The following is a 26224-nucleotide window of genomic DNA, read 5'->3' on the forward strand; positions in this document are numbered from 1 at the left end:
GCCCGGCCCTGCGGTAGCGCGCGGGCCGCGGATCGCCGTCCGCGTACCAGCCGATGCCGAAGCCGTCCGCGTTGACGGTGCCGTACCGCTGCAGGCGCGGGCGCCCAGGACTGCCGCACCAGGGAGTACGGCGGTCTCGGCGACGGACGCGCCCAGCGGGGCGTCGGGGCCGAGGACGGCCAGGTGCCGGCACATCAGCGCGGCCCCGCGTCGCGCGCCGTGCGGAAGCCGGCGAAGATCTGCCGGCGCTGCGGCAGGTCCCAGTTGCGGAAGGTGCCCCGGCAGGCGACCGGGGCCACCCCGAAGGATCCGCCGCGCAGCACCTTGTGCCGCCCGCCGAAGAAGACCTCCGAGTACTCGCGGTAGGGGAAGGCCCGGAATCCGGGGTACGGCAGGAAGTCGCTCGCCGTCCACTCCCACACGTCGCCCATCAACTGCCGTACCCCCAGCGGCGAGGCGCCGCCCGGGTACGAGCCGACGGGCGCGGGACGCAGGTGCCGCTGGCCGAGGTTGGCGTGGTGCGGGGCGGGGTCCTCGTCGCCCCAGGGGTGGCGCCGGGAGCGGGCCGGAGGCGGGGTCGTGCCGGGCGGCCTTCTCCCACTCGGCCTCCGTCGGCAGCCGCCGCCCCGCCCAGGCGGCGTACGCGGCCGCCTCGTACCAACTCACGTGCAGCACCGGCTCGTCGGGCGGTACGGGCTCCACGACGCCGAAGCGGCGGCGCACCCAGTCCGTGCCCTCCCGCCGCCAGAACAGCGGCGCCGCCAGCCCGTGGCGGCGCACCTGCTCCCAGCCGGCCGGATGCCACCAGCGCGGCTCGCCGTACCCGCCGTCCTCGATGAAGTGCCGGTAGGCACGGTTGCTCACGGGCAGGGTGTCGAGGAAGAACGGCGGCACGTCCCGCACATGGGAGGGCCGCTCGTTGTCCAGGGCCCACGGCTCGGTGGTGGTGCCCATGGTGAACGGGCCGCCCTCGACGAGGACTTCGCGCGGCAGGGCCGCGGCGTCCGGCGGGGCGGGCGGCGGCTCGGGGGCGGTCAGCGCCACGGGCCCGGACCGCAGCTGATGGGTGATCAGCATGGTCTCGTCGTGCTGCTGTTCGTGCTGCGCGATCATCCCGAAGGCGAAGCTCGCCTCCAGCAGCGGCCCGCCGCCGTCCACCGGGGCGCTGTCCAGGAGGTCCAGCACCCGCCCCCGCACGTCCGCAACGTAGCCGCGCGCCTCCGCCGGCGGCAGCAGCGGCAGGGACGGGCGCTCGGCGCGCGGGTGCTCGAACGCGTCGTAGAGCCCGTCCAGTTCGGGCCGCAGCGCATCCCGCCCGCCGACGGCACGCCACAGCCACAGCTCCTCCTGGTTGCCGATGTGCGCCAGGTCCCAGACCAGCGGCGACATCAACGGCGAGTGCTGGGCGGTGAGTTCCGCGTCCGGCACGCAGCCCGTGAGCGCGCCGGTGCGCTCACGGGCCGCGAGCAGGGCGTCCGCGGCGCGCCGTCGCAGCGCGCCGGGACCGGGCCCCGTACTCCGTTCCGTTCTCCTCCCCGCGGGCGGTCACGAGCGGGCCTCCGTGCCCACGGGCCGGTCCCCGACCAGGTCCAGGAGGTCGTCGGCGGGGCAGCGGGCCCCGCGCCACGTACCGCGCGGTGAAGTCGTCCACCGCCGCCAGGATCCGCGGCGAGGCCCCGAGCCGGGGCAGGGCCTCCCGGGCCGCCGCGAAGCAGGCGACGGCCGCGGGCGCGCAGCTCGGGGTCCGACAGCCCGTACCGCGCCGCCCTGCGCCACAGCGGATTGCGCGGGGTCGGCTCCCCGGCCGCCGTGTCCGCCAGGGCCTTGACCGTCCGGTACGCGGTCTCGGCCGCCGACGGGTCGTCGAACAGCGCCACCGTCACGGCCAGCGGCACCATCCAGCCGTCCTCCCCGGGCTGCGCGTCGATCATGCGCAGCTCCAGGTGTCCGCGCGGCCGGACCGGCGGGAACAGCGTGGGTCAGGTGGTACAGCACGTCGCCCGCCGTGGCCGGCCGCGGCTCGCCGGTGCGCAGCCACTCGCGCAGGGCCAGCCCGCGCCGGGGCTCCCACGGGCCGTCCTGGCTGCGGACGAACATCACCTCCGCGTCCAGCGCGTACTCCGCCCACGCGGCGCGCGGCTCCCTGTCCTCGGCGGGGGCGAGGGTGCGGCCGGGGTCCATGCGCGCGTACGTGGCCTGGCGCGTGGAGCGCCAGCCGGTCGGACGGCCGCTGTTGCAGCGGGGAGTTTGGCGAATGCGGCGTTGAGCACCGCACCCAGCAGGTGCGCCAGCCGCCAGCGGCGGCCGAAGCCGAGCGGGCCGGGCTCCTCGTGCCCGGCGTCGAGGCAGACCTGGACGGACGCCGTGCGGCACATGATGGTGCGCCCGGCCTCGTTCCAGGAGTCGTAGAAGACCTCCATCGCGTCGTACCGGCGGGTCGTGACCACGCGGCCGGGATGCGTCCACGGCTCCTTGCCGTAGCCGGAGAGGAAGAGCCCGATGTCCCGCAGCTCGGCGCGGGCGAGGGCGAGATCGGCGGCCACCTCCTCGACACAGGCGGTGAGGGAGCCGGCGGGCTGCGAGCTGAACTCGATCTGACCGCCGGGTTCGACGGTGAGCAGCGATCGCAGCGGAAGTTTCCGCAGGCGGCCGGCGGCCGCGGCGAGCCGGGACGGCTCGACGGTCCGGGTGGGATCGTGCAGGTCGTGGACGAGCCACTCCAGCTCGACCCCGAGGAGCCGGGGCGGTCCGGTCTTGAAGCAGATGCCCCGCACCATGGCCTCGGCCTCGTCCACGTTGACCGCCCGGGTCGAGCCCTGACCGTAAGCAATGCTTTCGTCGCTCACTCCGGTGCCCTCCTGTCGGTAAGCCCCCTTGCTCCCTTGCCCTGTACCCCCAATCGGACGGCAGCACTCGCGCCCGGCCCCGACGGCGGGCGCCTGACGGGGCCTTGACGTGCCCGGCCGGCCGCGGCGTACGGTCCGCTGGTGAGCGCACTCCAGGTGACCGCCGTGTTCGACCCCGCGACATATGCCCGGGGCGTGCCCCACGACCTCTACCGGGAGCTGCGCGACCGCGCGCGCCGGTGTGCCGCGTGCCCGAACCGCCCGTCGGCGACTGGCCCGCCGGGCCGGCTACTGGGCCGTCTTCCGGCACGCCGACGTCAAGCACGTCCTGCGCACCCCCGAGGTCTTCTCCTCCCACCTGGGCGCGACCCAGCTGCGCGACCCCGACAGCCCGGAGGACCTGGACTTCGTCCGGGCCATGATGCTCAACCAGGACCCGCCCGCCCATGTGCGGCTGCGCCGCATCGTCGCCGCCGCGTTCACCCCGCGCGCGGTGCGCGAGCTGGAGGACGTCATCGAGGCGCGGGCGCGCGCCCTGGTCGGCGCCGTCGCCCCGCGCGGCGCGGCGGACTTCGTCCCCCTCGCCGCCGACCTGCCCGTACGGACCCTCGCGCACCTCATGGGCGTCCCGAGGAGGACCGCGGGCTGCTGGCGGACTGGGCGGACCGGGTCATCGGCTACCAGGACCCCGGCGCGCCACCGCCGACGCCGTCGACCCCGCCGCGCTCAGCCCCCTCGGCCGCGCCGCGCACGCCCTGCGCCCCGGACCGCTCGTCCGGCCCGACGGAGCCCCGCTCAACCCCCGCTCCGGGCCGCCCTGCCCGACATGTTCGCCTACGCCCACGGGCTTCGCCGCGCGGCCGGGGCCGGGCAGCGTGATGGCCCGGATGCGCCGGGCGGGCTGACCGGCGACGAGTTCGAGACGATGTTCTTCCTCTTCGCCGTGGCCGGCAACGAGACCCTGCGCAAACGGCGTCCCCGGCGCGCTGCTCACCCTCCTCGACCACCCGGACCAGCTGGCGCTGCTCCGCGAGCACCCCGAACTCACCGCCCCGGCGGTCGAGGAGGCGCTGCGCCACTGGCCGCCGGTGCTCCACTTCCGGCGCACCGCCACCCGGGACACCGAGCTCGCCGGCGTGCGCGTCCGGCGCGGCGAGAAGGTCGTCGTCCACCACGCCTCCGCCAACCGCGACGAACGCGTCTTCCCGGACCCCGACCGCTTCGACATCACCCGCGCAGCCCCAACGACCACGTCAGCTTCGGTTTCGGCCCGCACTTCTGCCTGGGCGCGCACCTCGCGCGCGTCCAGCTGCGGGCCCTGCTGTGGGCGGCCCTCGACCTGCTGCCCGGCCTGGAACGCGCCGGGGAGCCCGTCCGGCTCACCTCCAACTTCCAGAACGGCCTCACGCGTCTGCCCGTCAGATGGCGAACAGATCCGTGAACGCGTCCGTGGCGTCCGAAGGAACGTGCCCGAAGGGCGAGTTGAAGTCCCAGATGAGGAAGAGGAGGAAGGCGATCATCGAGGTGTAGACCCCGGCGAGCAGCAACTCCGCGAGGTGCGCCGGATCTGCAGCGTGAAGATCAGGCCGACGGCGACGAGCGCCCCGCCGATCAGGCCGAACCACACCACCCCCGGCATGGTGTCGTCGGCGCCCCGCGCCCTGGCGTTGCGGGCCGCGTCCGCGGCGCCGACCTGGTCCAGCAGCGGCTGGTAGGACTGGCTCTCGTGGTTCGTCGCGCGGCTCGTAGGCGGTGACGTCGGTCCGCACCCGGTCGAGCAACACGCCGCCCTTTCCGGTGAGTTCCCCGGAGTCGAGCATCCCGGGCCACTCCTCGCGCACCACGTAGCGCACATACGACTCGACGTCCTGCCGGACCCGGTCGCGGGCGGGCGGCGCGAACACCTGGACCCGCTCGGTCACTTCGTGCAGGGCCTGGGCCTCGGCCTGGGCGGTGGCCTGCGCGGTGTTGCGCGCCTCCCAGACGCCGGCGATGGCCAGGCCCAGCACGATGGCGTAGACCACGCCGATCATCATCGTCATGTACTCGATCACGTCGGGGGTTCCCGACCGGTCGCGGTCCGGGCCGCGCCCGCGCTCCTTCAGCAGGGCGATGGCCAGCACGACGGCCGTCGCGACGGCGATGGTGAGGACCAGGACCAGCCAGTCGGACATGGGCGTCTCCGGAGGAACGGACGGCGGGGTGCGGGAGATCGGGGTGCGGGGAGATCCTGCGTCCCCGGCCGCCCGTTCACCCGACGGCCGCCGGGTTTCGCCCGATGGGGTGATGATCGTTCGACGGAGATGGGTCGTGTTCGGGCGGAGGCGGGTGGTGTTCGACGGCCGTCAGTCGTTCTTCGCCCGCGTCCGTTCCAGGACCGCCCCCAGGTCCGTGCCCGCCGGGAGCGTGCCGAACGCCTGCCCCCAGTCCCCGCCCAGCCGCGACGCGCAGAACGCGTCGGCCACCGCCGGCGGCGCGTGCCGGACGAGCAGGGCGCCCTGGAGGACGAGCGTCAGCCGCTCGGCGAGCCGGCGGGCCACCAGCTGGTCCCGCCCGGGGTCGCCGAGCGTGCCCAGCAGCTCCCGCAGCCCGGCGGCCGCCGCGTCCAGCCGGGCGTCCGCCCCCGCGGCGAGCGCGACCTCCGCCTCGTAGGCGTCCAGCGCGGCCGGCTCCCGCCGCAGCGCCCGCAGTACGTCCAGGGCCGCGACGTTGCCCGAGCCCTCCCAGATGGACAGCAGCGGTGCCTCCCGGTACAGCCGCGGCATGCCTGACTCCTCCACGTACCCGTTGCCGCCCAGGCACTCCAGCGCCTCCGCGGCGTGCGCGCTGCCGCGCTTGCACACCCAGTACTTGCCGGCCGCCAGCGCCAGCCGGCGCAGCGCACCCTCCGAGGCGTCCCCCGCCTCCGACCGGTCCAGCGCGGCGGCCAGCCGCATCGCCAGGACGGTCGCGGCCTCCGATTCGACGGCCAGGTCGGCGAGGACGTTGCGCATCAGCGGCTGGTCGATCAACTCGGCGCCGAACGCCCGGCGGTACGCGGTGTGGTGCAGCGCCTGCCGCAGCCCGGCCCGCATCCCGGCGGCGGAGCCGATCACGCAGTCGAGCCGCGTCATGTTGACCATCTCGACGATCGTGCGCACCCCGCGCCCCGGCTCGCCCACCCGCCAGGCCACGGCCCGCTCGTACTCGACCTCCGCCGAGGCGTTGGAGCGGTTGCCCAGCTTGTCCTTGAGCCGCATGAGCCGCATCGCGTTGCGGGTGCCGTCGGGCAGGACGCGCGGCATCAGGAAGCAGGTCGGGCCCTCCTCGGTCCGGGCCAGCACCAGGAACACGTCGCTCATCGGCGCCGAGGTGAACCATTTGTGCCCGGTGAGCACGTAGGTGCCCTCGCCGGCCGGCACGGCGGTGGTGGTGTTGGCGCGGACGTCCGAGCCGCCCTGCTTCTCGGTCATCGACATGCCCGCGATCAGCCCGCGCTTGCCCAGCGGCGGACGCAGCCCGTAGTCGTAGACGGGGGAGGCGAGCAGCGGCTCGTAGGCGGCGGCCAGCTCCGGCTCGGCGCGCAGGGCCGGGATCGCGGCGTTGGTCATCGAGATCGGACAGCCATGGCCGGGCTCCGCCTGGGCCCAGACGTAGAACTTGGCCGCGCGCACCAGATGGGCGCCGGGGCGCGCCTGGACCCAGGGCGCGGCGTGCTGGCCGCTCGCCACGGCGGCGGCCATCAGGTGGTGCCAGGCCGGGTGGTACTCGACCTCGTCGACGCGGTGTCCGTGGCGGTCGTGGGTGTGCAGCACCGGCGGGTACGCCTCGGCCTGCCGCGCCCACTCCTGCACCTCCTCCGAACCCGCCCGGGCCCCGAGGGCGCGGACCGCCTCCTCGCCCCAGCCGCCGCCGTCCCTGCGCAGGGCCTCCAGCAGGGCCGGGTCGTCGGCGGTGGTGAAGCCGGTCAGGGGCGGGGCCTGGTTGAAGACCTCGTGCGTGCTCACGGCGACCTCCGGGTCGTGCGGTACTTGATGGGGTACGGACAACCGGGGGCCATTATCGGCCCCTGCCGGTCCCGCCCGGCAGGGGCCGGATGAGGAATACGGGGGCTGGAGAGGAATATGAGCAATCGGTGACAGTTCCCTGGTGCGGACCCCTCGCGACGCATTGATGTGCTTACCCGACAGATACTGTCCGTATGTCACGCGTGCTTCTGATCGAGGACGACCGGGCCGTCAGGGAAGGGGTCACCCTCACCCTGCGCCGCCGCGGTCACGAGGTCGAGGCCGCGGCGACCGGCGAGGCCGGGCTCGCCGCGCTCGGCGCCTTCCGCCCCGACCTCGTCCTGCTCGATCTGATGCTGCCCGACGTCAGCGGCTTCGAGGTCTGCCGCCGCATCCGCGCCACCCAGCAGCTGCCGATCATCATGCTCACCGCCCGCGGCGACGACATCGACGTCGTCCTCGGCCTGGAGGCCGGCGCCGACGACTACATCGTCAAGCCCGCCCGCGGCGAGGTCCTGGAGGCCCGCATCCGCGCCGTCCTGCGCCGCGCCGCCCTCCCCGACGGCAGCGCTCCCGACCCCGAGCGGCCCGCCCCCGCCGAGTCCTACGGCGACCTGGTCATCGACCGCGCCGGCCTGCTGGTCTCCAAGCACGGCCAGGACCTCGCCCTCGCCCCCTCCGAGATGAAGCTGCTGCTCTACCTGTCCGCCACCCCCGGCCGGGTCTTCAGCCGCCAGCAGCTCCTGGAACACGTCTGGGAGCACAGCTACCACGGCGACGCCCGGCTCGTGGACGCCTGTGTGATGCGGCTGCGCACCAAGGTCGAGGACTCCACGCGCTCGCCCCGCTACATCCAGACGGTGCGCGGCTTCGGCTACCGGTTCGGGCCGCTGTGAGACGTCCCCGGGGCGGCGTGCGCGGCCTGGTGCGCGGCCTGCGCGCCCGGCTCGTCGTCGCCTTCCTCCTCGTCGCCGCGCTCGGCGCGCTGGCCACCGCCGCCCTCACCTTCCGCGAGGCGCGCACCGCGATTCTCCAGCGCACCCAGGACACCGCGGTCAACGCCCTGCGCGGCCAGGTGAATTCGCAGGTCACCGGCCTCACCGCGTCGCCCGACGAGGCCACCCTGGCCAAGCTCTCCAAGGGGCTGAACGTGGCGGGCGAGGCCGCCCAGCACTGGATCGTCCACACCCGCTACAAGGACGGCCCGATGGTCCCGGCCGTACCGACCGAGGACAAGGACGTCTTCGGCTCCGGCGTCCGGGAGAAGGTCGGGGACGGCATCCCGGCCGTCCAGCGCGTCGAGTCCGACGGCCGCCCCTGGCTCGTCATCGGCCTGCCCGTCACCTACCAGAACAGCACCGACACCTCCGGGCTGGAGGTCTACGCCCGCGTCCCGCTGCGCGAGGACGAGGCCAACGTCCAGGCCCTGGTCAACGCCGCGCAGAGCGGGGCGCTGCTGTCCGTCGGCATCGCCGTCGTCCCCGCCCTGGTCGCCGCCCGCAGCGTGCTGCGGCCCGTACGCGAACTGCGCCGCGGCGCCCAGCAGATCACCGACGGCGCGCTCGACACCCGGCTGAAGGTCACCGGCGGCGACGAACTCGCCGATCTCTCCCGGACGTTCAACGGCATGGCCGCCGCCCTGGAGAAGAACGTCGCCGAACTGCGGCGCATGGAGGCCAACTCGCGGCGCTTCGCCGCCGACGTCTCGCACGAGCTGCGCACCCCGCTCGCCGCGATGACCGCCGTCGTCGACGTCCTCGACGAGGACGCCGCGACCCTCGACCCCGACACGGCCTACGCCGTGCGGCTCATCAGCGAGGAGACCGGGAAACTGGCCCGCATGGTCGAGGACTTGATGGAGATCTCCCGCTTCGACGCGGGCGCCGCGTCGCTGCACCTGGACGAGGTCGACGTCGCCGAGACGGTCCGCAAGACCCTCCAGGCACGCAACTGGCAGGACAAGGTCGCCGCGGACCTGGCGGAGGGCGTGCGCGCCCGGCTCGACACCCGGCGCATCGACGTCGTGGTCGCCAACCTCGTCGGCAACGCGCTGCGGCACGGCGGGGAGCCGGTGCGGGTCTCGCTGCGCGCCGACGACGAGCGCCTGTTCATCGAGGTCGCGGACCGCGGCCCCGGCATCGACCCCGAGGTCCTGCCGCACGTCTTCGACCGCTTCTACAAGGCCGACGCGGCCCGCGCCCGCTCGGAGGGGAGCGGCCTGGGCCTCGCGATCACCCTGGAGAACGCCCGGCTGCACCACGGCACCGTGCGCGCGGCCAACGGCCCCGAGGGCGGGGCCGTGTTCACCGTGGAGCTGCCGCTGTGCGCGGGAGGCGAGGAGGAAGAGGAGGAATGAGCATGCGACGCGCACTCGTCGCCGCGCTGCTGCTGGGCGCGCTCGCCCCACTGGCCGGCTGCGGCATCGAGCGGACCGAGGTCATCGAATTCGGCCAGCCGGCGACCGGCGTCAAGCGCCCCGGGGAACCGGGGTGGCAGGCCCGGCTCTACTTCGCCATCGCCAACGGCGTCGTGGTGGGCGTGACGCGCCCGGCGGACGGACCGGTGAGCGCGGAGTCCGCGGTGGAGCTGATGCTGGCGGGCCCGAACGACGCGGAACGCGCCCGGTCGTACTTCAGCGAGGTCGTGATGAAGTCGGGGCCCGGGACAGGGGTCTCGGTGGCGGCGGAACGCGGCCGGGTGACGATCCAACTGCCGCTGGACGTCAGCAAGTTGACACGCCCGGCGCGGACGCAGCTGGTGTGCACGGCGGCGCACAACGAGGTGCCGGGCGGGTTGCGGTGGACGGATGTGAAGGTGACGTTGGCGGGGGGCGGCAAGAAGCTGCCGGATCTGGTGTGTGACCGGGGGTAGGGGACGGGGGCCGCTTCGTCGGGAGGCAGAGGCGGAGCCCTGCCGGGGGCCGTGGGGGCGACTGTGGCATCGGGGCGGAGCCCCGCCAGGGGGTCCAGGGGGCGGAGCCCCCGGTGGGGCGCAGGGGCGAAGCCCCGCAACTCCCGCGCGGAGCGCGGAGCCCCCGGTGGGGTGGCGCAGGGGCGCAGCCCCTGCGGGAAACGGTGAAAGGGCGGGGCGGGGAGTAGACCCACTAGGGTCGGCGCATGATCGCACAGCCCTACCTCTCCCAGCTCTTCTCCCTCGACGGCCGAGTCGCCCTCGTCACCGGCGGCAGCTCCGGCATAGGCCGCGCCATAGCCGGCGCCCTCGCCCGCGCCGGCGCCCGCGTGGTCGTCGTCGCCCGCGGTGAAGCCGCCCTCGCGGACACCGTGGACGAGCTCACGAACGACGGCTGCCGGGCCGCCTGGGTGAGTGCCGACCTCGGCACGCGGGACGGCGTGCGGACCGCGGCCGAGAAGGCCGCGGACGTCTACGGCGAGCCGGACATCCTCGTCAACTCCGCCGGGATCAACCTCCGCCCGCCCCTCGGCGAACTGACCGACGACGTCTGGGACGCCACCATGGCCGTGAACCTGGACGCACCGTTCCTGCTGGGGCAGCGGTTCGGGCCGGGCATGGCCGAGCGGGGGTACGGGCGGATCATGCACATCACCTCCCAGCAGGCCCACCGCGCGTTCGTGCGGAGCGGCGCCTACGGCGTCTCGAAGGGGGCGCTGGAGTCCCTGGCACGTTCGCAGGCCGAGGCGTGGTCCCCGTACGGCGTCACCTGCAACACGCTCGTGCCGGGGTTCGTGAGGACGCCGCTCAACGAGCGGCTGTCGTCCGACCCGGCCACGGTGGAGGCGCTGGCCGCGCGCACGCTCGTGGGGCGCAACGGGCTGCCGGAGGACTTCGCGGGGGCGGCGGTGTTCCTGGCGAGCAGGGCCTCGGCGTACGTCACCGGGCAGGCGGTCTTCGTGGACGGCGGCTTCTCCGTCCACTAGCCGGTCACCGGCCGGGGGCGTCCTGCACGACCTGCACGACGCCCCGTTCCGGCTGCTGGACCACCGGCGCGCTCGCGTCCGTCCCCCGGCCGACCGCGTCCGCGGTGACGGCGACGGTGACGGTCCCCGCGAAGCCGAGCACCGTGGCCGTCACCAGTGCCGCGATCCTCTTCCTGTACAGCTGCGGCAGTGCCATGGTCCCGTCCTGCCCCTCGGTCGTCGTTGCGTTGTCACAGGTGAAGATGCGCCCGAGGTGACAGAAGATCCCGCTGTTACAGAGTTCTCACGAAACCGACGGGCGGAAGCGGCGCAGCCGGAGGCTGTTGCCGACGACGAAGACCGAGGAACAGGCCATCGCCGCCCCGGCGATCATCGGGTTGAGCAGCCCGGCGGCGGCCAGTGGCAGGGCCGCCACGTTGTAGGCGAAGGCCCAGAACAGATTGGCCCGGATGGTCCCCAGCGTCCTGCGGGAGAGGCGGATGGCGTCGGCTGCGGTTCGTAGGTCGCCGCGGACGAGGGTGAGGTCGCTGGCTTCGATGGCGGCGTCGGTGCCGGTGCCCATGGCGAGGCCGAGGTCGGCGGTGGCGAGGGCGGCGGCGTCGTTGACGCCGTCGCCGACCATGGCGACGGTGCGTCCTTCGTCCTGGAGGCGTCGTACGACGTCGGCCTTGTCCTGGGGGAGGACTTCGGCGATCACTTGGTCGATGCCGGTCTCGCGGGCGACGGATTCGGCGACGGCGCGGTTGTCGCCGGTGAGCAGGATGGGGGTCAGGCCGAGGCGGCGCAGTTCGGCGACGGCTGCGGCGCTGGTGTCCTTGACCGCGTCGGCGACCGTGAGGACGCCACGCGCCGCGCCGTCCCAGGCCGCCAGGACGGCCGTCCGGCCCTCGGCCTCGGCCTCGGACCGGGCCGTCGTCAGCGCCGCCGGCAGCGCGATCCCGTGCTCGGCCAGCAGCGCCTCCCGGCCGACGAGCACCTCGTGCCCCTCGACCACGCCCCGCATGCCGAACCCCGGGACGCCGTGGAACCCGGTCGGCACGGGCAGCGTGCCGACCCGCGCTGCGGCGCCGTCGGCCACCGCCCGGGCGACGGGGTGCTCGGAGGCGTGCCCCAGCGCGCCCGCGAACCGCAGGACGTCCGCCTCGTCCGCGCCCGCCGCCGTGGTGGTGCGCAGCAGCGTCATGCGGCCGGTGGTGACGGTGCCGGTCTTGTCCAGGAGGATCGTGTCCACGGCGCGGGTCGTCTCCAGGACCTCGGGTCCCTTGATGAGGATGCCGAGCTGGGCGCCGCGTCCCGTGCCGACCAGCAGTGCGGTCGGGGTGGCCAGGCCCAGTGCGCAGGGGCAGGCGATGATCAGGACGGCCACGGCGGCGGTGAACGCGGCGGCCGGCCCCGCCCCGGCGAGGAGCCGGACGGCGAGCGTGCCCAGCGCGAGGGCGACGACGACGGGGACGAACACCGCGGAGATCCGGTCGGCGAGACGCTGAGCCGCCGCCTTGCCGTTCTGCGCGTCCTCCACCAGCCGTGCCATGCGGGCCAGTTGGGTGCCGGAGCCGACCCGCGTGGCCTCGACGACCAGACGGCCCGAGGTGTTGAGGGTGGCGCCGGCGACCGCGTCGCCGACGCCGACCTCGACGGGGACGGACTCGCCGGTCAGCATCGAGGCGTCCACGGCGGAACCGCCCTCGGCGACCGTGCCGTCGGTGGCGACCTTCTCGCCGGGGCGGACGACGAACCGGTCGCCGACCGTCAACTCCCCGACGGGTACGCGTACTTCACGCCCGTCGCGCAGCAGGGCCACGTCCTTCGCGCCCAGCTCCAGCAGCGCCCGCAGGGCCGCGCCCGCCCGGCGCCTGGCGCGGGCCTCGAAGAAGCGCCCGGCCAGGACGAAGGCGGTGACGCCGGCCGCGACCTCCAGATAGACGGCGTCGGCCCCGTGCCCGGGGGCCACCGTCAGCGCGAAGGAGTGCCGCATGCCGGGCATTCCCGCGTCGCCGAGGAACAGGGCCCACAGCGACCAGAGGAACGCCGCCGAGGTGCCGAGGGAGATCAGGGTGTCCATGGTGGCCGCGCCGTGCCGGGCGTTGGTCCAGGCGGCCCGGTGGAAGGGCAGGCCGGCATAGGTGACCACGGGCGCGGTCAGGGTCAGGGAGAGCCACTGCCAGTTGTCGAACTGCCAGGCGGGGACCATCGCCAGGACGATCACCGGAGGGGCCAGGGCCCCGGCGGTGACCAGCCGCTGCCGCAGCGGGAGCAGTTCGTCCTCCGCGTCCGCGCGGGGCGGCGGCGGGGGCTGCGCGGTGTAGCCGGTGGCCTCGACGGTGGCGACCAGGTCGGCCACCGAGACGCCGCTTCCGTAGCTGACCCGCGCCTTCTCCGTGGCGTAGTTGACGGTGGCCGTCACGCCGGCCATGCGGTTGAGCCGCTTCTCGACCCGGGCCGCGCACGAGGCGCAGGTCATGCCGCCGATGGCGAGTTCGACCCGGGTGGTGTCGGACGTTCCCGTGGTACTGCCGGACGTCGCGGTGCCGGACATCGCCGCTCCTTCGGTCCGGGCCGGGGTCAGATCCGGCCGGTGAGCGCGTAGCCGGCCTCGTCCACGGCGCGGGCGAGCAGCGCCTCGTCGGGCTCGCCCGCGGTGGTGACCGTGAGGCGCCCGGCGGAGGCGCTCGCCCCGGCGGCGCGGACGGCGGGGAGCGCGGTGACGGCCTTGGCGATCGCGGTCTCGCAGTGGCCGCAGTGCAGGCCCGAGACGGCGAAGACGGTGGTGACGGCGTCGGGGGTGGCATCGGGGGTGGCGTTCGGGGACGACATGGTTTCCTCCCGTGCGCTCGGCGGCGCCCCCCGAAAAGGATCTTATACCCCTGGGGGGTATCACTCCGCTCTGTCCTTTTCTATACCCCCAGGGTGTATGGCGCGCAAGGGGCCGGACACGCGGAGGGGGCGGCCCGCGGGCCGCCCCCTCGTGCGACGGGCCTACTCGCGCGGCAGCCCGATGGGGTTCGGGTGGGGCAGCACGGCCGCGCAGGCCCGCGACACCGGGGCGAGCGCCGCCAGCAGTTCGTCGACGGCCTCCGGGGCCGGGCCCTGCCAGGGCCGGGCCGCCGCCAGGTCCGTCGCCGCCTCGACCTCCGCGGACAGCCGGCGGCCCTCCTCCGTCGCCCGGCCGTCCGCGTCCAGCAGCCCGCGGGCCGCGAGACGTCCGGCGGCCGCCCGCCACTCCTCGTCCGTCCAGCCCCGGAAGGGCTGGAGCGCCTCGCGCGGGACGTCGATGCCGCTGCGCAGGACGAGCGACTCGCATCCGTCGAGACCGGCCGTGACCAGGGCCGCGACATGGCCGTCGCCCCGGTGCTCGCGCAGCAGCGTCGCCGCGTGCCACAGCCGGTCGAGCGGATCGACGGGGAGGCCCAGCGCCGCGTTGGCCGCGCCCAGCGCCCGCCCGGCGCAGTCCAGCCCCTCCAGATGGCGGCCGAGCAGCTCCGCCGCCCGCGCGGTCTCCGCCTCCAGCCCCGCGAGCAGCCGGCGCAGCGCGGCGCGTGCGCCCGCCCGGCGCAGCTCCAGCGCGCGCCCGGGGGAGACGATCTCCCACACCGACGGCAGGGCACGGGCCACCGTGCCCGGGGCGAAGCCGAAGAAGGCGGCCGTCACCAGCTCCGGGCCCACCGGCCCGAACGGCGCGGAGCGGCCCGCGAAGTAGCCGCGCCACCAGCCGCGCAGTCCCGCTTCCTCGAAGACGGCCCGCCCCTCCGGGGCGAAGTACGTGACGGCGTGGACCGGTTCGGCCGCCCGCCAGACGGTACGGGCCGTGGCTGCTGCGTCCATGGTGTCCATGGCGTCCATGGTGCGAACCTCCGGAAGAGGGAGCTCATATGGGCGGCCAGCCTCCCAGAGGCCCGCGCGCCGCCGCCACGCGGGTCCCCGTCGGGAGTTGCACGAGGCGTCAGGACACCACGTCCTTGCCCCGGAAGTGCCGGAAGGCGAGGGCGAACAGCACCAGGGCGTACGCCACCGACACCGCCGCGCCCTTGATCAGGCCGTCCCATTCGGCGTGCGGCTGGAGCACGTCCACCCACGCGTACTGCCAGTGGGCGGGCAGCAGGTCGCGCCAGTGGCCGAGGGCGGTGACCGCGTCCAGGACGTTGCCGAGAATGGTCAGCCCCATCGCCCCGCCGACCGCGCCGAGCGGCGCGTCCGTCACCGTGGACAGCCAGAACGCCAGTGCCGCCGTGACCAGTTGACCGATGAAGACGTACGCCACCACGGCCGCCAGCCGTCCCGCCGCCGTGCCCGCCGGGAGCGTCCCGCCGGTGGGGATCTGCAACGGCCCCCAGCCGTACGCGACGGCCCCCGCCGCGAGCGCCACCAGCGGCAGCAGCAGTATCGCCGCCGCGCTGAAGCCCAGCGCCACCGCCAGCTTGCTCGCCAGCAGCCGCACCCGTGGGACGGGCGCCGCCAGCAGATAGCGCAGTGACGACCAACTCGCCTCCGAGGCCACCGTGTCGCCGCAGAACAGGGCGACGGGCACCACCAGCAGGAAGCCCGCCGAGACGAACAGCGACGTGGCGGCGAAGTTCACGCCGGAGGCCGTCGCGGTGTCCATCAGCGAGACGCGGCCGTCGCGTCCGCCCGACCGCCCGCCGATCGCGAACGCCGCGATCAGCACGAACGGCAGGACGGCCAGCACCCCGGCCACCACCAGCGTGCGCCGGCGCCGCAGTTGGCGCGCCGCCTCGACGCGCAGCGGCAGGGTGCGGCCCGCCCGATAACCCGGAGCCGACATCGTGGTCATGGGGTACCTCCGATCAGGGTCAGGAACGCGTCCTCCAGCCGCCGTTGCGGGCCCACGCCCGTCACCGGGATCTCCAACCGGACCAGTTCCACGAGCAGTTCGGGTGTGGTCATGCCGTCGAGCCGGACCAGCAGGCCCTCGTCGCCGCGCACGGCCGAGGCGACGCCGGGCAGGGCCGTCACCTTCTCCGCGACGGCGTCGGTGGCCCCGCCCGCCACGCCGACGAGCAGCGTGTCGCCGGAACCGGTGATCCCGTCGACCGGCCCGGCGGTGAGGAGCCGGCCCCGGTCCATGACGACCAGGTGCGTACAGCTCTGCTCGACCTCGGCCAGCAGATGGCTGGAGACGATCACGGTGCGGCCGCCCGCCGCGTACCGGATCATCACCTCGCGCATCTCGCGGATCTGCGGCGGGTCCAGACCGTTCGTCGGCTCGTCCAGGATCAGCAGGTCCGGCAGCCCGAGCATGGCCTGGGCGATGGCCAGCCGCTGGCGCATGCCCTGGGAGTACGTGCGGACCGCGCGGTCCAGCGCCGAGCCGAGCCCGGCGATCTCCAGCGCCTCCTCGGCGTGCGCGTCCTCGGCCGGGCGGCCCGTGGCGCGCCAGTACAGGTCGAGGTTGGCCCGTCCGGACAGGTGCGGCAGGAAGCCCGCTCCCTCCACGAAGGCGCCCACCCGCGAGAGGACGGGCGCGCCCGGGCGGACCGCGTGGCCGAAGACCCGCACCTCGCCGCCGTCGGGGCGGATGAGGCCCATGAGCATGCGCAGGGTCGTGGTCTTGCCCGCGCCGTTCGGCCCGAGCAGGCCCAGCACCTGGCCGCGCTCGACCCGGAACGACACGTCCCGTACCGCGTACCGGTCGTGGGACTTCGCGTAGCGCTTGGTCAGTCCGCTGATCTGCAACGGGACGTCCGCGAGGGCCGGATCGGGCGCGGGCGCGGAGGTCCGGCGCCGCCCGGTGAGCAGCAGCGCGACCGCGACGACGGCACCGGCGGCCGGCAGGCCCCAGGTCCACCAGGGGAGTCCGGCCGAACCGGTCGTCACCCCGGGCGCGGTGGGCACGCTCAGCCCGCCGTCCGCGAGCGCGACGGTGTACGTCGCCGGGGCGGCGGGGGAGGCGTAGCCGAGGTCGGTGGCGGAGACGACCAGGCGCATCCGGTGCCCCGCCTCGAAGGTGTGGTCGACGGCCGGCAGCCGGACCTCCACGGTCCGGCCGTCCTCGGCGTCGCTCACGCGGAGCGGAGCGACCAACTGGCCGGGCAGCTGCTGCTTCCCGTCCGGCCCGACGTCGTAGAGCTTGGCGAAGAGCGTCGCCTCGCCGCTGTCCGAGGCCACCTTGACCTTCACGACCGGGGTGCCGGTGACGCGTACGCCCTCGGTGAGCCGGGGCGAGTCGAAGCGGGCGTACCGGCCCGGGACGTCCAGCGCCAGGCCGAGGCCGAGCCCCGACAGGCGGGCGGCCGCGCCGAGTCCGGGGACGGCGGACACGGAGGGCGGCGAGCCGCCCGCGGGGTTGCCGAAGCGCTGCTCGCGGCCGGTGAGGGCGACGGTGCGGGGGGCGTTGCGCAGGCCCGGGTAGCGGTCGCCGCTCGCCCCGCGCAGCCGCTGCCTGCCGTCGGTGGTGTCCAGGCCGCCGGTCCTGCTGATGCGGAACGCCGGTCCGGTGCCGGTGTCTTCGTCGTCCTTGAGGTAGCGGTCGAACCAGGCGCGGGTGCGCTCCGCCACCCGGTCGTCCTCCTCCCCGGACCCGGTGTCGTGACCGCCGGCGATCCAGTCGACGGCGACGGGCGCGCCGTTGCGGCGGATCGCGTCGGCGGCCCGGTCGGCCTGGTCGAGTGGGAAGAGCGAGTCGCTCTGTCCCTGCACGAGCAGCGTCGGGACCTTGATGCGGTCCGCGACGGCGGAGGGGCTGCGCCGCGCGAGCAGTTCGCGGGCCTCGTCGTCGGGGCGTCCGGCGGTGGCGACGCGCTCGTACATGGCGCAGACGGCGGGTTCGAAGCGGCCGCAGCGGTTCGCGGACCCGGTGCCGAAGAAGACGCCGGCCCAGAGCTTCTTGAACACGTCGCCGGGGAAGAGGGAGTCGGCGAGGTTCCAGTACGTGATGCTCGGGGCGATGGCGTCGACGCGTTTGTCGTGCCCGGCGGCGAGGAGGGCCGCGGCGCCGCCGTACGAGGCGCCGGCGATGCCGACGCGGGGGTCGCCCTCGGCGTCGAGGCGGACCTCGGGGCGGGCGGCGAGCCAGTCGATGAGCCGGCCGACGTCGGCGATCTCGTGGTCCGGGTCGTTGAGCCCGATCCTTCCCGTGGACTTCCCGAAGCCGCGGGCGGTCCAGGTCAGGACCGCGTACCCGGAGCGGGCGAGGTCCTCGGCCCGGCCGCGGAGGTCGTCCTTGCTGCCGCCGAAGCCGTGGGCGAGGAGGACGGCGGGTCTGCGGCGGCCGGCGTCGCCGGTGGTGAAGAAGGAGGTGTCGAGGCGGACGCCGTCCCCGGACATCGTCAGGGACCGGTCCTCGCGGTGGACCGGCGGGTCGCCGCGGGTGGCGGCGGCCACGGTCCAGGTGCCGGTGCCGGCGAGCACGGCGAGGGCCGCGCCGGCGGCGGCCAGGCGGGTGCGCCGTTGGCGCGGCGGACGGAGCTTCATGCGGGAATGCTATGGGGGGACTCGTGCGGATGTGCGGGCCGGTGGGCGGTTCCGCCTCCGGTCTGCTGCCGGTCCGCTTCCGGCTCCACCGCCGGAGAAGGACGCTCCACTTCACCGTTTGCGCACGGATACCGTCCTTGCGCAATCCCCTGACACGCCCTCAAAGTGCCTTGTGGGCCCCGTCCCTGGGCCGAACCGCCCCCATCTGTGGGCATCCGCACCTTGCGCGCGTTAAGGAAGGGAATACTCCGAATAATCTTTCATCGATTGCTTGTTCCCATCTACGTGCGCACCCATAATGGCGTCTGCGCCACTGCGGCATGTCCGCGACACGCGGGCCTCGCCGCGCCGTCGGGCGCAGTGGATGTTGTTTCGCCGCTGTTGTTCCTGCACACGGCCGCCGTCCTCGACGGACGCGGCCTCAGAACCGTTCGGGGGAGTCCCTGGTGACCCAGGCCACCAAACCATCCATCGCCACCGAGATACTCGACTACGTCTTCCAGTACCGCCGTTTAATCCCGGGAGCCGACGCGGACTGCGGCGGCAGCGCCCCCTGCGCGGAGTGCAGGGCTCCGCACCTGGCCAAGGTGGAGAAGTTCATCCAGGCCGGTGAGCCCATCCACTTCGTCCTCCCGGCCTTCCCCGCGAAGTCGCCCAACATCCAGAAGGTCCTCGGCGAACTGCCGGACCTCGCCGAGCGCCTGGCGCTCGAGTTCCTCCAGTCGTTCTGCGACCACCTGGGCCACTACTACGCGCCCGGCGCCCGCGTCACCGTCTGCTCCGACGGGCACACCTTCGCCGACGTCGTCGGCGTCTCCGACGAGGCGGCCACCCGCTACCGCGACGAACTCGAGCGCGTCGTCGAGACCTTGGGCGGGGACGCCATCGGCTTCTACTCCCTCCAGGACGCCTTCGACAGCACCGACTACCCGGCCGTGCGCCGCGTGCTGCTGGAGAAGTACGCCGAGTCGCTGGAGGACCTGCGCGGTCGCGCCGCCGGCGACGAGGGCCTGAAGGTCATGTTCAACGGCATGCACCGGTTCATGTTCGAGGACCAGATCGCGGTGCGGCAGGACGCGAGCCGCAACCGCGTCCGCGAGGACGCCAAGGTCCTGGCCTGGCAGGTCATCCGGCACAGCAACGCCTGGAGCCGGCTGGTCGCGGACGAGTTCCCCGACGCGCTGCGGCTGTCCATCCACCCGCAGCACGCGCACTCCGAGAAGATCGGCCTGCACCTGATGCGGACCGGCAACCCGTGGCTGACCCCCTGGCACGGCGTCGCGCTCGAAGTGGCGGACGGCATGCTGCTGACGAAGCGCAGCCACGCCGAGGACCTCAACGCCTCGCTGGTATGGCGCAACGACCGCCCGAGCCACTTCGTCGCCCCGCACCTGACGGTGCAGGAGGTCATGGCGTAACGGTCGCGACCGGGCCCGGGCCGGAGTGGGCCCGGCGCTCCGCCTTCGACGGCGGCCCCTCCCGCGGCGATCAGCCGACAGGGAGGCGGCCGCCGAAGGCCGTGGGGAGCGAGCCCCGTGCACGCCAGACGGTGCCACGGCGTTCGTACGCGAGCAGGATTTCGACGGAATGGGCGATGCGCGGCCCGAGTTCGCGTTCCACCAGGTGCAGGGACAGATCCAGGCCCGATGTCACCCCCGCGCTGGTGACCAGGTCCCCGTCGTCCACGACACGGGCGGACACGACGTCGACGCCCGCCGCGCCGAGAAGATCCGTGCCGAGATGGTGCGTGGTGGCCCGCCGCCCCGACACCAGGCCGGTCATGGCGAGGAGGAGAGAGCCGCCGCACACTGCCGCGACCGTCGTCCCCGGCTGGTGCATGGCACGTGTGAGGAGGGAGAGCAGGCTGCTCCGCGGGCCGTGCCCGCGCAGCGCCCGGGTGGTCGAAGTCAGCTGTCCGTAGCCGCTGTTCGCGGCCGCCTCCAGTTCCTCGCCGGAAGGGGCCGAGCCGGGCACGAGCACGAGGTCGGCCCGGCAGGGGTCGAGCCGTCCCGTGGCGCTCAGTGTCAGGCCGTCGATGCGACTGGCCACCGGGCGCGGCCCTTCGGCCGAGACCAGTTCCGCGGTGACGGCCCCGCCCGAGACCATCCCCGCGGTGTGCAGCACCTCGTACGGCGCGATGACGTCAAGAGGGTCGAAACCGTCGAACAACACGATATGGGCGTGCATGGCAAATCCTCGAATCGGTCATCTTCGTCGTTGGCCCGTGATGACCACCACGCTAGGAACAGCCAACTCTGCGCCCAAGGTGCCGGAGTGACAGGGTTTAACGGGATATCGCCAGCGGGCCTCGCCGCGCACATGGCTATGTTGTGCACATGCACACGGTTGCCGTCCTCGCTCCTGAACAGGTGATCTCCTTCGACCTGGCCACCCCCATCGAGGTTTTCACCCGTATCCGGCTGTCCGACGGAGCGCCGGCCTACCAGGTCCGCATCTGTGCCGAACGGCGTGAGACCGACGCAGGCCCCTTCACCCTCCGGGCGCCCTGGGGCCTGGAGGGCATCAAGGGTGCCGACACGGTCATCGTGCCCGGCACGACCGATCCCGCCGTGCCCCTCCCTCCCGCCGTGTGCGACGCGCTGCGGACCGCCGCCGCGGAGGGTGCCCGCATCGCCGCCATCTGCTCGGGCGCGCTTCCCCTCGCTTCCACCGGCCTGCTCGACGGGCTGCGGGCCACCACCCACTGGGCGGTGGCGGAACTCCTGGCGGCCATGTATCCGGACGTCGACGTGGACCCGGATGTGCTCTACGTGGACAACGGGCAGATCCTCACGTCCGCCGGCGCCTCCGCCGGTCTGGACCTGTGCCTCCACATGATCCGCCGGGACTACGGATCCGCCGTGGCCGCCGACGCCGCCCGCATGGCGGTCATGCCTCTGGAGCGGGAGGGCGGCCAGGCCCAGTTCATCGTCCGGCCCTGCCTCCCGACTCCCCGCGGTTCGGCCCTCGAACCCCTCCTGCTGTGGTTACAGGACAACCTCGGCCGCAACCTCACCCTCGCCGACATCGCCACTCAGGCAGGCACCAGCCCCCGCACTCTCATACGTCGCTTTCGCGAACAGACCGGCAGTACCCCACTCCAGTGGCTCCACCGGATCCGTGTCCGTCAGGCACAGCATCTGTTGGAGACGACCGATCACACGGTCGAACGAATCGGCGCCCAGGTCGGCTTCGGATCCCCGACGTCCTTCCGCGACCGTTTCAAGCGCGTCACCGGTGTCAGCCCCCACGCCTATCGCCGCGGCTTCGGTCGGCTCCCGTCGTGATCCCGCGCCACCCGCAGCGTCACGATCTCGAACGGCCGCAGCGGCAGCGCGATCGTCCCCGCCGCGACCCGGACCGCCTCCAGCGGGCGTTCCAACAGGTCGCAGCGGTGGGCCGACGTGGCCTCGAAGCCGAGGGACAGTTCGGCGTCCGCCCGGCCGCCCAGGGACTCGTAGAGCCGCAGGACGACGTCGCCGCTGCCGTCGTCGGCCAGCTTCACCGCCGAGACGACCACCGCCTCGTCCGTCGAGTGCACCAGCGGCTTTACACCCCGGTCGCCCGGGACGCGCCGCTCCGGCAGGTTGATCCGGTAGCCCTCGCGCACCGCGTCGCCGATGTCCGCGGCCGGTACGAGGGCGTATCGGAAGCGGTGCACGCCCTGGTCCGTGCGCGGGTCGGGGAAGCGCGGGGCGCGGAGGAGGGAGAGGCGGACCGTCGTGGTCGTGCCGCCGTCGGCGCGGACATCGCGCGTCACGTCGTAGCCGTACGTCGAGTCGTTGACGAGTGCCACGCCCCAGCCGTTCTCCTCCAGATGGACGAACCGGTGCGTGCACGCCTCGAACTTGGCCGCGTCCCAGGTGGTGTTGGTGTGGGTGGGCCGGTGGAGGTGGCCGAACTGGGTCTCGGCCGCGATCCGTTCGGCCCGGACGTCCAGCGGGAACGCCGCCTTGAGGAACTTCTCCGTCTCGTGCCAGTCCACCTCCGTGTCGATGTCCACGCGCCGTACCCCCGCCGGGAGGGCGATGCGCTGCTCGGCGCGTGAGCGGCCGAAGGAGCGGACGACCCGCACCGCGCCGTCGTCCGTCAGCTCCACCGCGTCGGCGTCCACGAGGTCTGTGACCGTGTTGCGGTAGAACTCGTCCACGTCCCAGGCATCCCACATGTTCGGGAAGTCCTGGTGGAGTTGGAGGAGGTTCGCCGGTTCGCCGGGGGCGAGCGTCTCACGGCCGGACGCCGCGTCGCGGACGGAGACCAGCAGGCCGCGGCCGTTGATCTCCGCCCGCAGCAGGCCGTTCGACAGGACGTAGCCGCCGCCCTCCCGGGGTGCGGCCGTCGGCGGCTCGGGGGTCAGGGTGCCGGAAGCGGGGCGCGCCGAGAGGGCCGGGACACCGCCGCGCCCGTGCGGCGCCGCGTTGAAGACCACGGTGCCGTCGGCGTCCCCGGCCAGGGCCGTCACCGCCTCCTGGATCACCGCCTCCAACTCCTCCGCCACCTCCGCGTACGTCCGCGCCGCCTCCCGGTGCACCCAGGCGATCGATGTGCCCGGCAGGATGTCGTGGAACTGATGCAGGAGAACCGTCTTCCAGAGGCGGTCCAGGCGCTCGTACGGATACGGGAAGCCGGTGCGCACCGCCGCCGTCGCCGACCACAACTCCGCCTCGTGGAGCAGGTGTTCGCTGCGCCGGTTGCCCTGTTTGGTGCGCGCCTGGCTGGTCAGCGTCGCCCGGTGCAGCTCCAGATACAGCTCGCCCGCCCACACCGGCGCGTCCCGGTACTCCGCGTGCGCCTTCTCGAAGAACGCCGACGGCCGCTCGAAGACCACCCGCGCCGAACCCTCCAGATCGGCCAGGCGTTTGGCCCGCGCCACCATCTCCCGCGTCGTCCCGCCGCCCCCGTCGCCCCAGCCGGTCGGCGCCAGCGAGCGCGTCGCCCGGCCCTTCTCCCGGAAGTTGCGGACGGCGTGTGCCAGTTCCTCTCCCGACAGCTGCGCGTTGTACGTGTCGATGGGCGGGAAGTGGGTGAACACCCGGGTCCCGTCCAGCCCTTCCCACCAGAAGGTGTGGTGGGGGAAGGTGTTGGTCCGGCTCCAGGAGATCTTCTGGGTCAGGAACCACTTCGAGCCCGACAGCCGCACCAGCTGTGGCAGCGCGGCCGAGTAGCCGAACGAGTCCGGCAGCCACACCTCCTCCGTATCGATCCCGAACTCGTCCAGGAAGAACCGCTTCCCGTGGACGAACTGCCGCGCCAGCGCCTCCGACCCCGGCATGTTGGTGTCCGACTCCACCCACATCCCGCCGACCGGTACGAACCGGCCCTCCGCCACCGCCTTCTTCACCCGCGCCCACACCTCCGGGCGGTGCTCCTTCACCCACGCGAACTGCTGCGCCTGCGACATGGCGTAGACGAAGTCCGGCTCGTCCTCCAGCAGCGCCGTCATGTTGGACGTCGTACGGGCGACCTTGCGCACCGTCTCCCGCAGCGGCCACAGCCACGCCGAGTCGATGTGCGCGTGCCCGACCGCGCTGATGCGGTGCGCGGAGGCGTGGGCGGGGGCGGCGAGGACGCCGGCCAGCCGCTCGCGGGCCCGGGCCGCCGTCCCGCCCACGTCCTGGAGGTCGACGGCGTCCAGCGCCCGCTCCACGGCCCGCAGCACCTCCCAGCGGCGCGGCGCCTCCTCCGGCAGGCCCTTCATCAGCCCCTCCAGCACCTCCAGGTCCTGGACGAGCTCCCACACCGCCTCGTCGAACACGGCGAGATCCATCCGGCCCAGCCGGTAGCGCGGCCGGTCGTCCGCGGTCTCCCGGTCGCCCAGCTCGGTGGGGACGAAGGGGCGGTAGTCGAGGATCACCGGGTTCGAGGCGGCCTCGATGTGCAGCCGCACCCGCTCGCCCCCGGCGGCCGGGGCGGCGACGCGCACCCAGTGGTTGCGCGGGTTGAGCCCCTTCACCGGCGAGCCGTCGTCCCGGTGGACGAGCCCCTCGCACTGGAAGCCCGTCATGTTCCCGTCGAACCCCAGGTCCAGGACCGCCTCGACCGTGCGGCCCGCCCACGCCTCGGGGACGGCGCCCGACACCGTGAACCAGCTGGTGCCCCAGGCCGGGCCCCACGCCGCGCCCGGCGCGACCGGCTCGCGCGGCGCCGCGATGCCCTCCGGTACGGGCACGGGCTCGCCGGGCGCCTGCCAGACGCCCACGTCGAGGGGGACGGACTCCGGGTACACGGCCGGCCGGATCCGTTCGTCCAGCACGCGCTTGAGACGGGCCTCGGTGATCGCGCGGTCGTTGTGCATCACGTGTCCTTATCGGGGGTTCGGCTCGGCCAGCGGAAGAGGAACGGAGCGGGGGCCGAGGAGGCGTACAACTCGTCCACGGCGCGCACCTCGACGCGCGTGACCGCCTCACCGGCCGGACGGATCAGCGCCGGGACGTAGTAGGCATGCCCACAGGTGCCCCCGAGGAAGCGGACGCCTCCGCCGGGCAGGCGTTGGTGGAGCGTGTAGTGGCGCACGGCCCGGGTGGGGGAGGCGGGCCAGGTCTCAGGCTGGTGACGTACTCGCGCTACCCCGTGCCGCACGCGCTGCTCGTCGACATCGCCGAGACCATGGCCCGCTACGGGCGGCTGCGGCTGATGAAGCACCCCACGCACGGGCTGGTGCTGGAGAGCAGCGACCGGCCGGTGCTGGAGGAGATCCTGCGGTCGAAGAAGATCCAGCCGCTGGTGGGGGCGCGGATCGACGAGGACACCGTGGCCGTCCATCCGTCCGAGCGCGGGCAGATCAAGCAGACGCTGCTGAAGCTCGGCTGGCCGGCCGAGGACCTCGCCGGGTACGTGGACGGCGAGGCGCACCCCATCGAGCTGCGCGAGGACGGCTGGGCGCTGCGGCCGTACCAGCGGCAGGCCGTCGACGGGTTCTGGCACGGCGGGTCGGGTGTGGTCGTGCTGCCGTGCGGGCCGGGAAGACGCTGGTCGGGGCCGGGGCGATGGCCGAGGCGAAGGCGACGACGCTGATCCTGGTCACCAACACCGTCTCCGCGCGGCAGTGGAAGCACGAGCTGGTGAAGCGGACGTCGCTGACCGAGGAGGAGATCGGCGAGTACAGCGGCACGCGGAAGGAGATCCGGCCGGTCACCATCGCCACGTACCAGGTGCTGACCACGAAGCGGAAGGGGATCTATCCCCACCTGGAGCTCTTCGACTCCCGCGACTGGGGGCTCGTCGTCTACGACGAGGTGCACCTGCTGCCGGCACCGGTCTTCAAGTTCACTGCCGACCTGCAGGCGCGGCGGCGGCCTCGGGCTGACCGCGACCCTCGTCCGGGAGGACGGGCGGGAGTCGGACGTCTTCTCCCTCATCGGGCCGAAGCGGTTCGACGCGCCCTGGAAGGAGATCGAGGCGCAGGGCTACATCGCGCCGGCCGACTGCGTCGAGGTCCGCGTCAACCTGACGGACTCCGAGCGGCTCGCGTATGCGACGGCCGAGACGGAGGAGAAGTACCGCTTCTGCGCGACGACGGACACCAAGCGCAAGGTGACCGAGGCGCTGGTGCGCCGGCACCGGGCGTGAACAGACGCTGGTCATCGGGCAGTACATCGACCAGCTCGACGAGCTGGGCGAGCACCTCGACGCCCCCCGTGATCAAGGGCGAGACGAGCAACGCACAGCGCGAGAAGCTCTTCGAGGCGTTCCGGCAGGGCGAGATCTCGGTCCTCGTCGTCTCGAAGGTCGCCAACTTCTCGATCGACCTGCCCGAGGCGACGGTCGCGATCCAGGTCTCCGGCACGTTCGGCTCGCGCCAGGAGGAGGCGCAGCGGCTGGGGCCGCGTTCTCCGCCCGAAGGCGGACGGGCACGAGGCGCGCTTCTACTCGGTCGTGGCCCGCGACACGGTCGACCAGGACTTCGCGGCGCATCGCCAGCGCTTCCTGGCGGAGCAGGGTACGCCTACCGGATCATGGACGCGGACGCCATCCTCGCGGGCGAGGACGTCTGAGGTCAGCGCTTGACCAGGCCCTCCTGCGCGTAGTCGCCCAGCAGCACCACGCTCACCGCCGTACCGGCGAACAC

General features: G+C 73.7%; 16 protein-coding genes and 6 pseudogenes. 8 read left to right on the forward strand and 14 right to left on the reverse strand.

Annotation, left to right across the window (positions count from 1 at the left end; translation table 11 throughout):
* The 3 pseudogenes from ABD794_RS11375 to egtA form a co-directional block, all read right to left on the reverse strand.
* Nucleotides 1–195 (reverse strand): annotated as a pseudogene (locus ABD794_RS11375) (class II glutamine amidotransferase); the annotation flags it as partial.
* Nucleotides 195–1494 (reverse strand): annotated as a pseudogene (egtB, locus tag ABD794_RS11380) (ergothioneine biosynthesis protein EgtB). The pseudogenes egtB and ABD794_RS11375, both read right to left, overlap by 1 nt.
* 51 nt (nucleotides 1495–1545) lie before the next feature.
* Nucleotides 1546–2777, reverse strand: a pseudogene (gene egtA, locus ABD794_RS11385) (ergothioneine biosynthesis glutamate--cysteine ligase EgtA).
* 1157 nt (nucleotides 2778–3934) lie between these two features.
* On the opposite strand from egtA, the pseudogene ABD794_RS11390 reads away from it, so the two are divergent.
* Nucleotides 3935–4024: pseudogene (locus tag ABD794_RS11390) on the forward strand (hypothetical protein); the annotation flags it as partial.
* Nucleotides 4025–4264: 240 nt separating this feature from the next.
* On the opposite strand, the pseudogene ABD794_RS11395 reads toward ABD794_RS11390, so the two are convergent.
* Together ABD794_RS11395 and ABD794_RS11400 are read right to left on the reverse strand one after the other, a co-directional pair.
* Nucleotides 4265–5020 (reverse strand): annotated as a pseudogene (locus ABD794_RS11395) (bestrophin-like domain).
* Nucleotides 5021–5191: 171 nt separating this feature from the next.
* The gene (locus ABD794_RS11400) at nucleotides 5192–6832 is read right to left on the reverse strand and encodes an acyl-CoA dehydrogenase family protein (protein ID WP_344962858.1); all 1641 of its coding nucleotides are present in this window, start codon (nucleotides 6830–6832) and stop codon (nucleotides 5192–5194) included.
* Between the two features lie 194 nt (nucleotides 6833–7026).
* Between ABD794_RS11400 and ABD794_RS11405 the strand changes: the two genes are divergently transcribed.
* The 4 genes from ABD794_RS11405 to ABD794_RS11420 all read left to right on the forward strand — a co-directional run bounded on the left by ABD794_RS11405 (nucleotide 7027) and on the right by ABD794_RS11420 (nucleotide 10728).
* Complete coding sequence (locus ABD794_RS11405) at nucleotides 7027–7728, forward strand: response regulator (protein ID WP_344962859.1); 702 nt, start codon at nucleotides 7027–7029, stop codon at nucleotides 7726–7728.
* Entirely contained in the window at nucleotides 7725–9188 is a 1464-nt protein-coding gene (locus tag ABD794_RS11410) for an ATP-binding protein (protein WP_344962860.1), read from the forward strand. Before ABD794_RS11405 ends, ABD794_RS11410 begins: the two co-directional genes overlap by 4 nt.
* 2 nt (nucleotides 9189–9190) lie before the next feature.
* Complete coding sequence (locus tag ABD794_RS11415; RefSeq protein ID WP_344962862.1) at nucleotides 9191–9703, forward strand: hypothetical protein; 513 nt, start codon at nucleotides 9191–9193, stop codon at nucleotides 9701–9703.
* Between the two features lie 245 nt (nucleotides 9704–9948).
* The gene (locus ABD794_RS11420; RefSeq protein WP_344962864.1) at nucleotides 9949–10728 is read left to right on the forward strand and encodes an SDR family NAD(P)-dependent oxidoreductase; all 780 of its coding nucleotides are present in this window, start codon (nucleotides 9949–9951) and stop codon (nucleotides 10726–10728) included.
* A gap of 4 nt (nucleotides 10729–10732) precedes the next feature.
* Here ABD794_RS11420 and ABD794_RS11425 read toward each other — a convergent pair whose 3' ends face one another.
* The 6 genes from ABD794_RS11425 to ABD794_RS11450 form a co-directional block, all read right to left on the reverse strand.
* Entirely contained in the window at nucleotides 10733–10924 is a 192-nt protein-coding gene (locus ABD794_RS11425; RefSeq protein WP_344962865.1) for a hypothetical protein, read from the reverse strand.
* An 87-nt stretch (nucleotides 10925–11011) separates the two neighbouring features.
* Nucleotides 11012–13264, reverse strand: coding sequence for a heavy metal translocating P-type ATPase (locus ABD794_RS11430; protein ID WP_344962866.1), 2253 nt, complete (start codon nucleotides 13262–13264; stop codon nucleotides 11012–11014).
* A gap of 26 nt (nucleotides 13265–13290) precedes the next feature.
* Nucleotides 13291–13542 (reverse strand): heavy-metal-associated domain-containing protein, encoded by a 252-nt coding sequence (locus ABD794_RS11435; protein WP_344962868.1) that lies wholly within the window; start codon nucleotides 13540–13542, stop codon nucleotides 13291–13293.
* Nucleotides 13543–13704: 162 nt separating this feature from the next.
* Nucleotides 13705–14550, reverse strand: coding sequence for an SCO6745 family protein (locus ABD794_RS11440; protein ID WP_344962870.1), 846 nt, complete (start codon nucleotides 14548–14550; stop codon nucleotides 13705–13707).
* 118 nt (nucleotides 14551–14668) lie between these two features.
* Entirely contained in the window at nucleotides 14669–15517 is an 849-nt protein-coding gene (locus tag ABD794_RS11445; RefSeq protein ID WP_344962873.1) for an ABC transporter permease, read from the reverse strand.
* Nucleotides 15514–18156, reverse strand: coding sequence for an alpha/beta fold hydrolase (locus ABD794_RS11450; RefSeq protein WP_344962875.1), 2643 nt, complete (start codon nucleotides 18154–18156; stop codon nucleotides 15514–15516). The genes ABD794_RS11445 and ABD794_RS11450 overlap by 4 nt, the downstream gene beginning before the upstream one ends.
* A gap of 446 nt (nucleotides 18157–18602) precedes the next feature.
* Between ABD794_RS11450 and ABD794_RS11455 the strand changes: the two genes are divergently transcribed.
* Nucleotides 18603–19574: an L-tyrosine/L-tryptophan isonitrile synthase family protein gene (locus ABD794_RS11455; protein WP_344962876.1), complete on the forward strand. Its 972-nt coding sequence runs from the start codon at nucleotides 18603–18605 to the stop codon at nucleotides 19572–19574.
* Nucleotides 19575–19644: 70 nt separating this feature from the next.
* Here the strand turns inward: ABD794_RS11455 and ABD794_RS11460 are convergent, their stop codons facing one another.
* The gene (locus tag ABD794_RS11460; RefSeq protein ID WP_344962878.1) at nucleotides 19645–20343 is read right to left on the reverse strand and encodes a DJ-1/PfpI family protein; all 699 of its coding nucleotides are present in this window, start codon (nucleotides 20341–20343) and stop codon (nucleotides 19645–19647) included.
* 149 nt (nucleotides 20344–20492) lie between these two features.
* Between ABD794_RS11460 and ABD794_RS11465 the strand changes: the two genes are divergently transcribed.
* On the forward strand, nucleotides 20493–21443 hold the full coding sequence (locus ABD794_RS11465; RefSeq protein WP_344962880.1) for a GlxA family transcriptional regulator: 951 nt from the start codon (nucleotides 20493–20495) through the stop codon (nucleotides 21441–21443).
* Here the strand turns inward: ABD794_RS11465 and ABD794_RS11470 are convergent.
* Together ABD794_RS11470 and ABD794_RS11475 are read right to left on the reverse strand one after the other, a co-directional pair.
* Nucleotides 21410–24451 (reverse strand): alpha-mannosidase, encoded by a 3042-nt coding sequence (locus ABD794_RS11470; protein WP_344962883.1) that lies wholly within the window; start codon nucleotides 24449–24451, stop codon nucleotides 21410–21412. The genes ABD794_RS11465 and ABD794_RS11470 overlap by 34 nt on opposite strands.
* Nucleotides 24451–24669, reverse strand: a complete 219-nt coding sequence (locus tag ABD794_RS11475; RefSeq protein WP_344962885.1) for a GH85 family endohexosaminidase C-terminal domain-containing protein — start codon at nucleotides 24667–24669, stop codon at nucleotides 24451–24453. The genes ABD794_RS11470 and ABD794_RS11475 overlap by 1 nt, the downstream gene beginning before the upstream one ends.
* 33 nt (nucleotides 24670–24702) lie before the next feature.
* Here ABD794_RS11475 and ABD794_RS11480 point away from each other — a divergent pair.
* A pseudogene (locus ABD794_RS11480) lies at nucleotides 24703–26150 on the forward strand (DNA repair helicase XPB); the annotation flags it as partial.
* Nucleotides 26151–26224 lie beyond the last annotated feature (74 nt).

The sequence above is a fragment of the Streptomyces thioluteus genome (assembly GCF_039535865.1).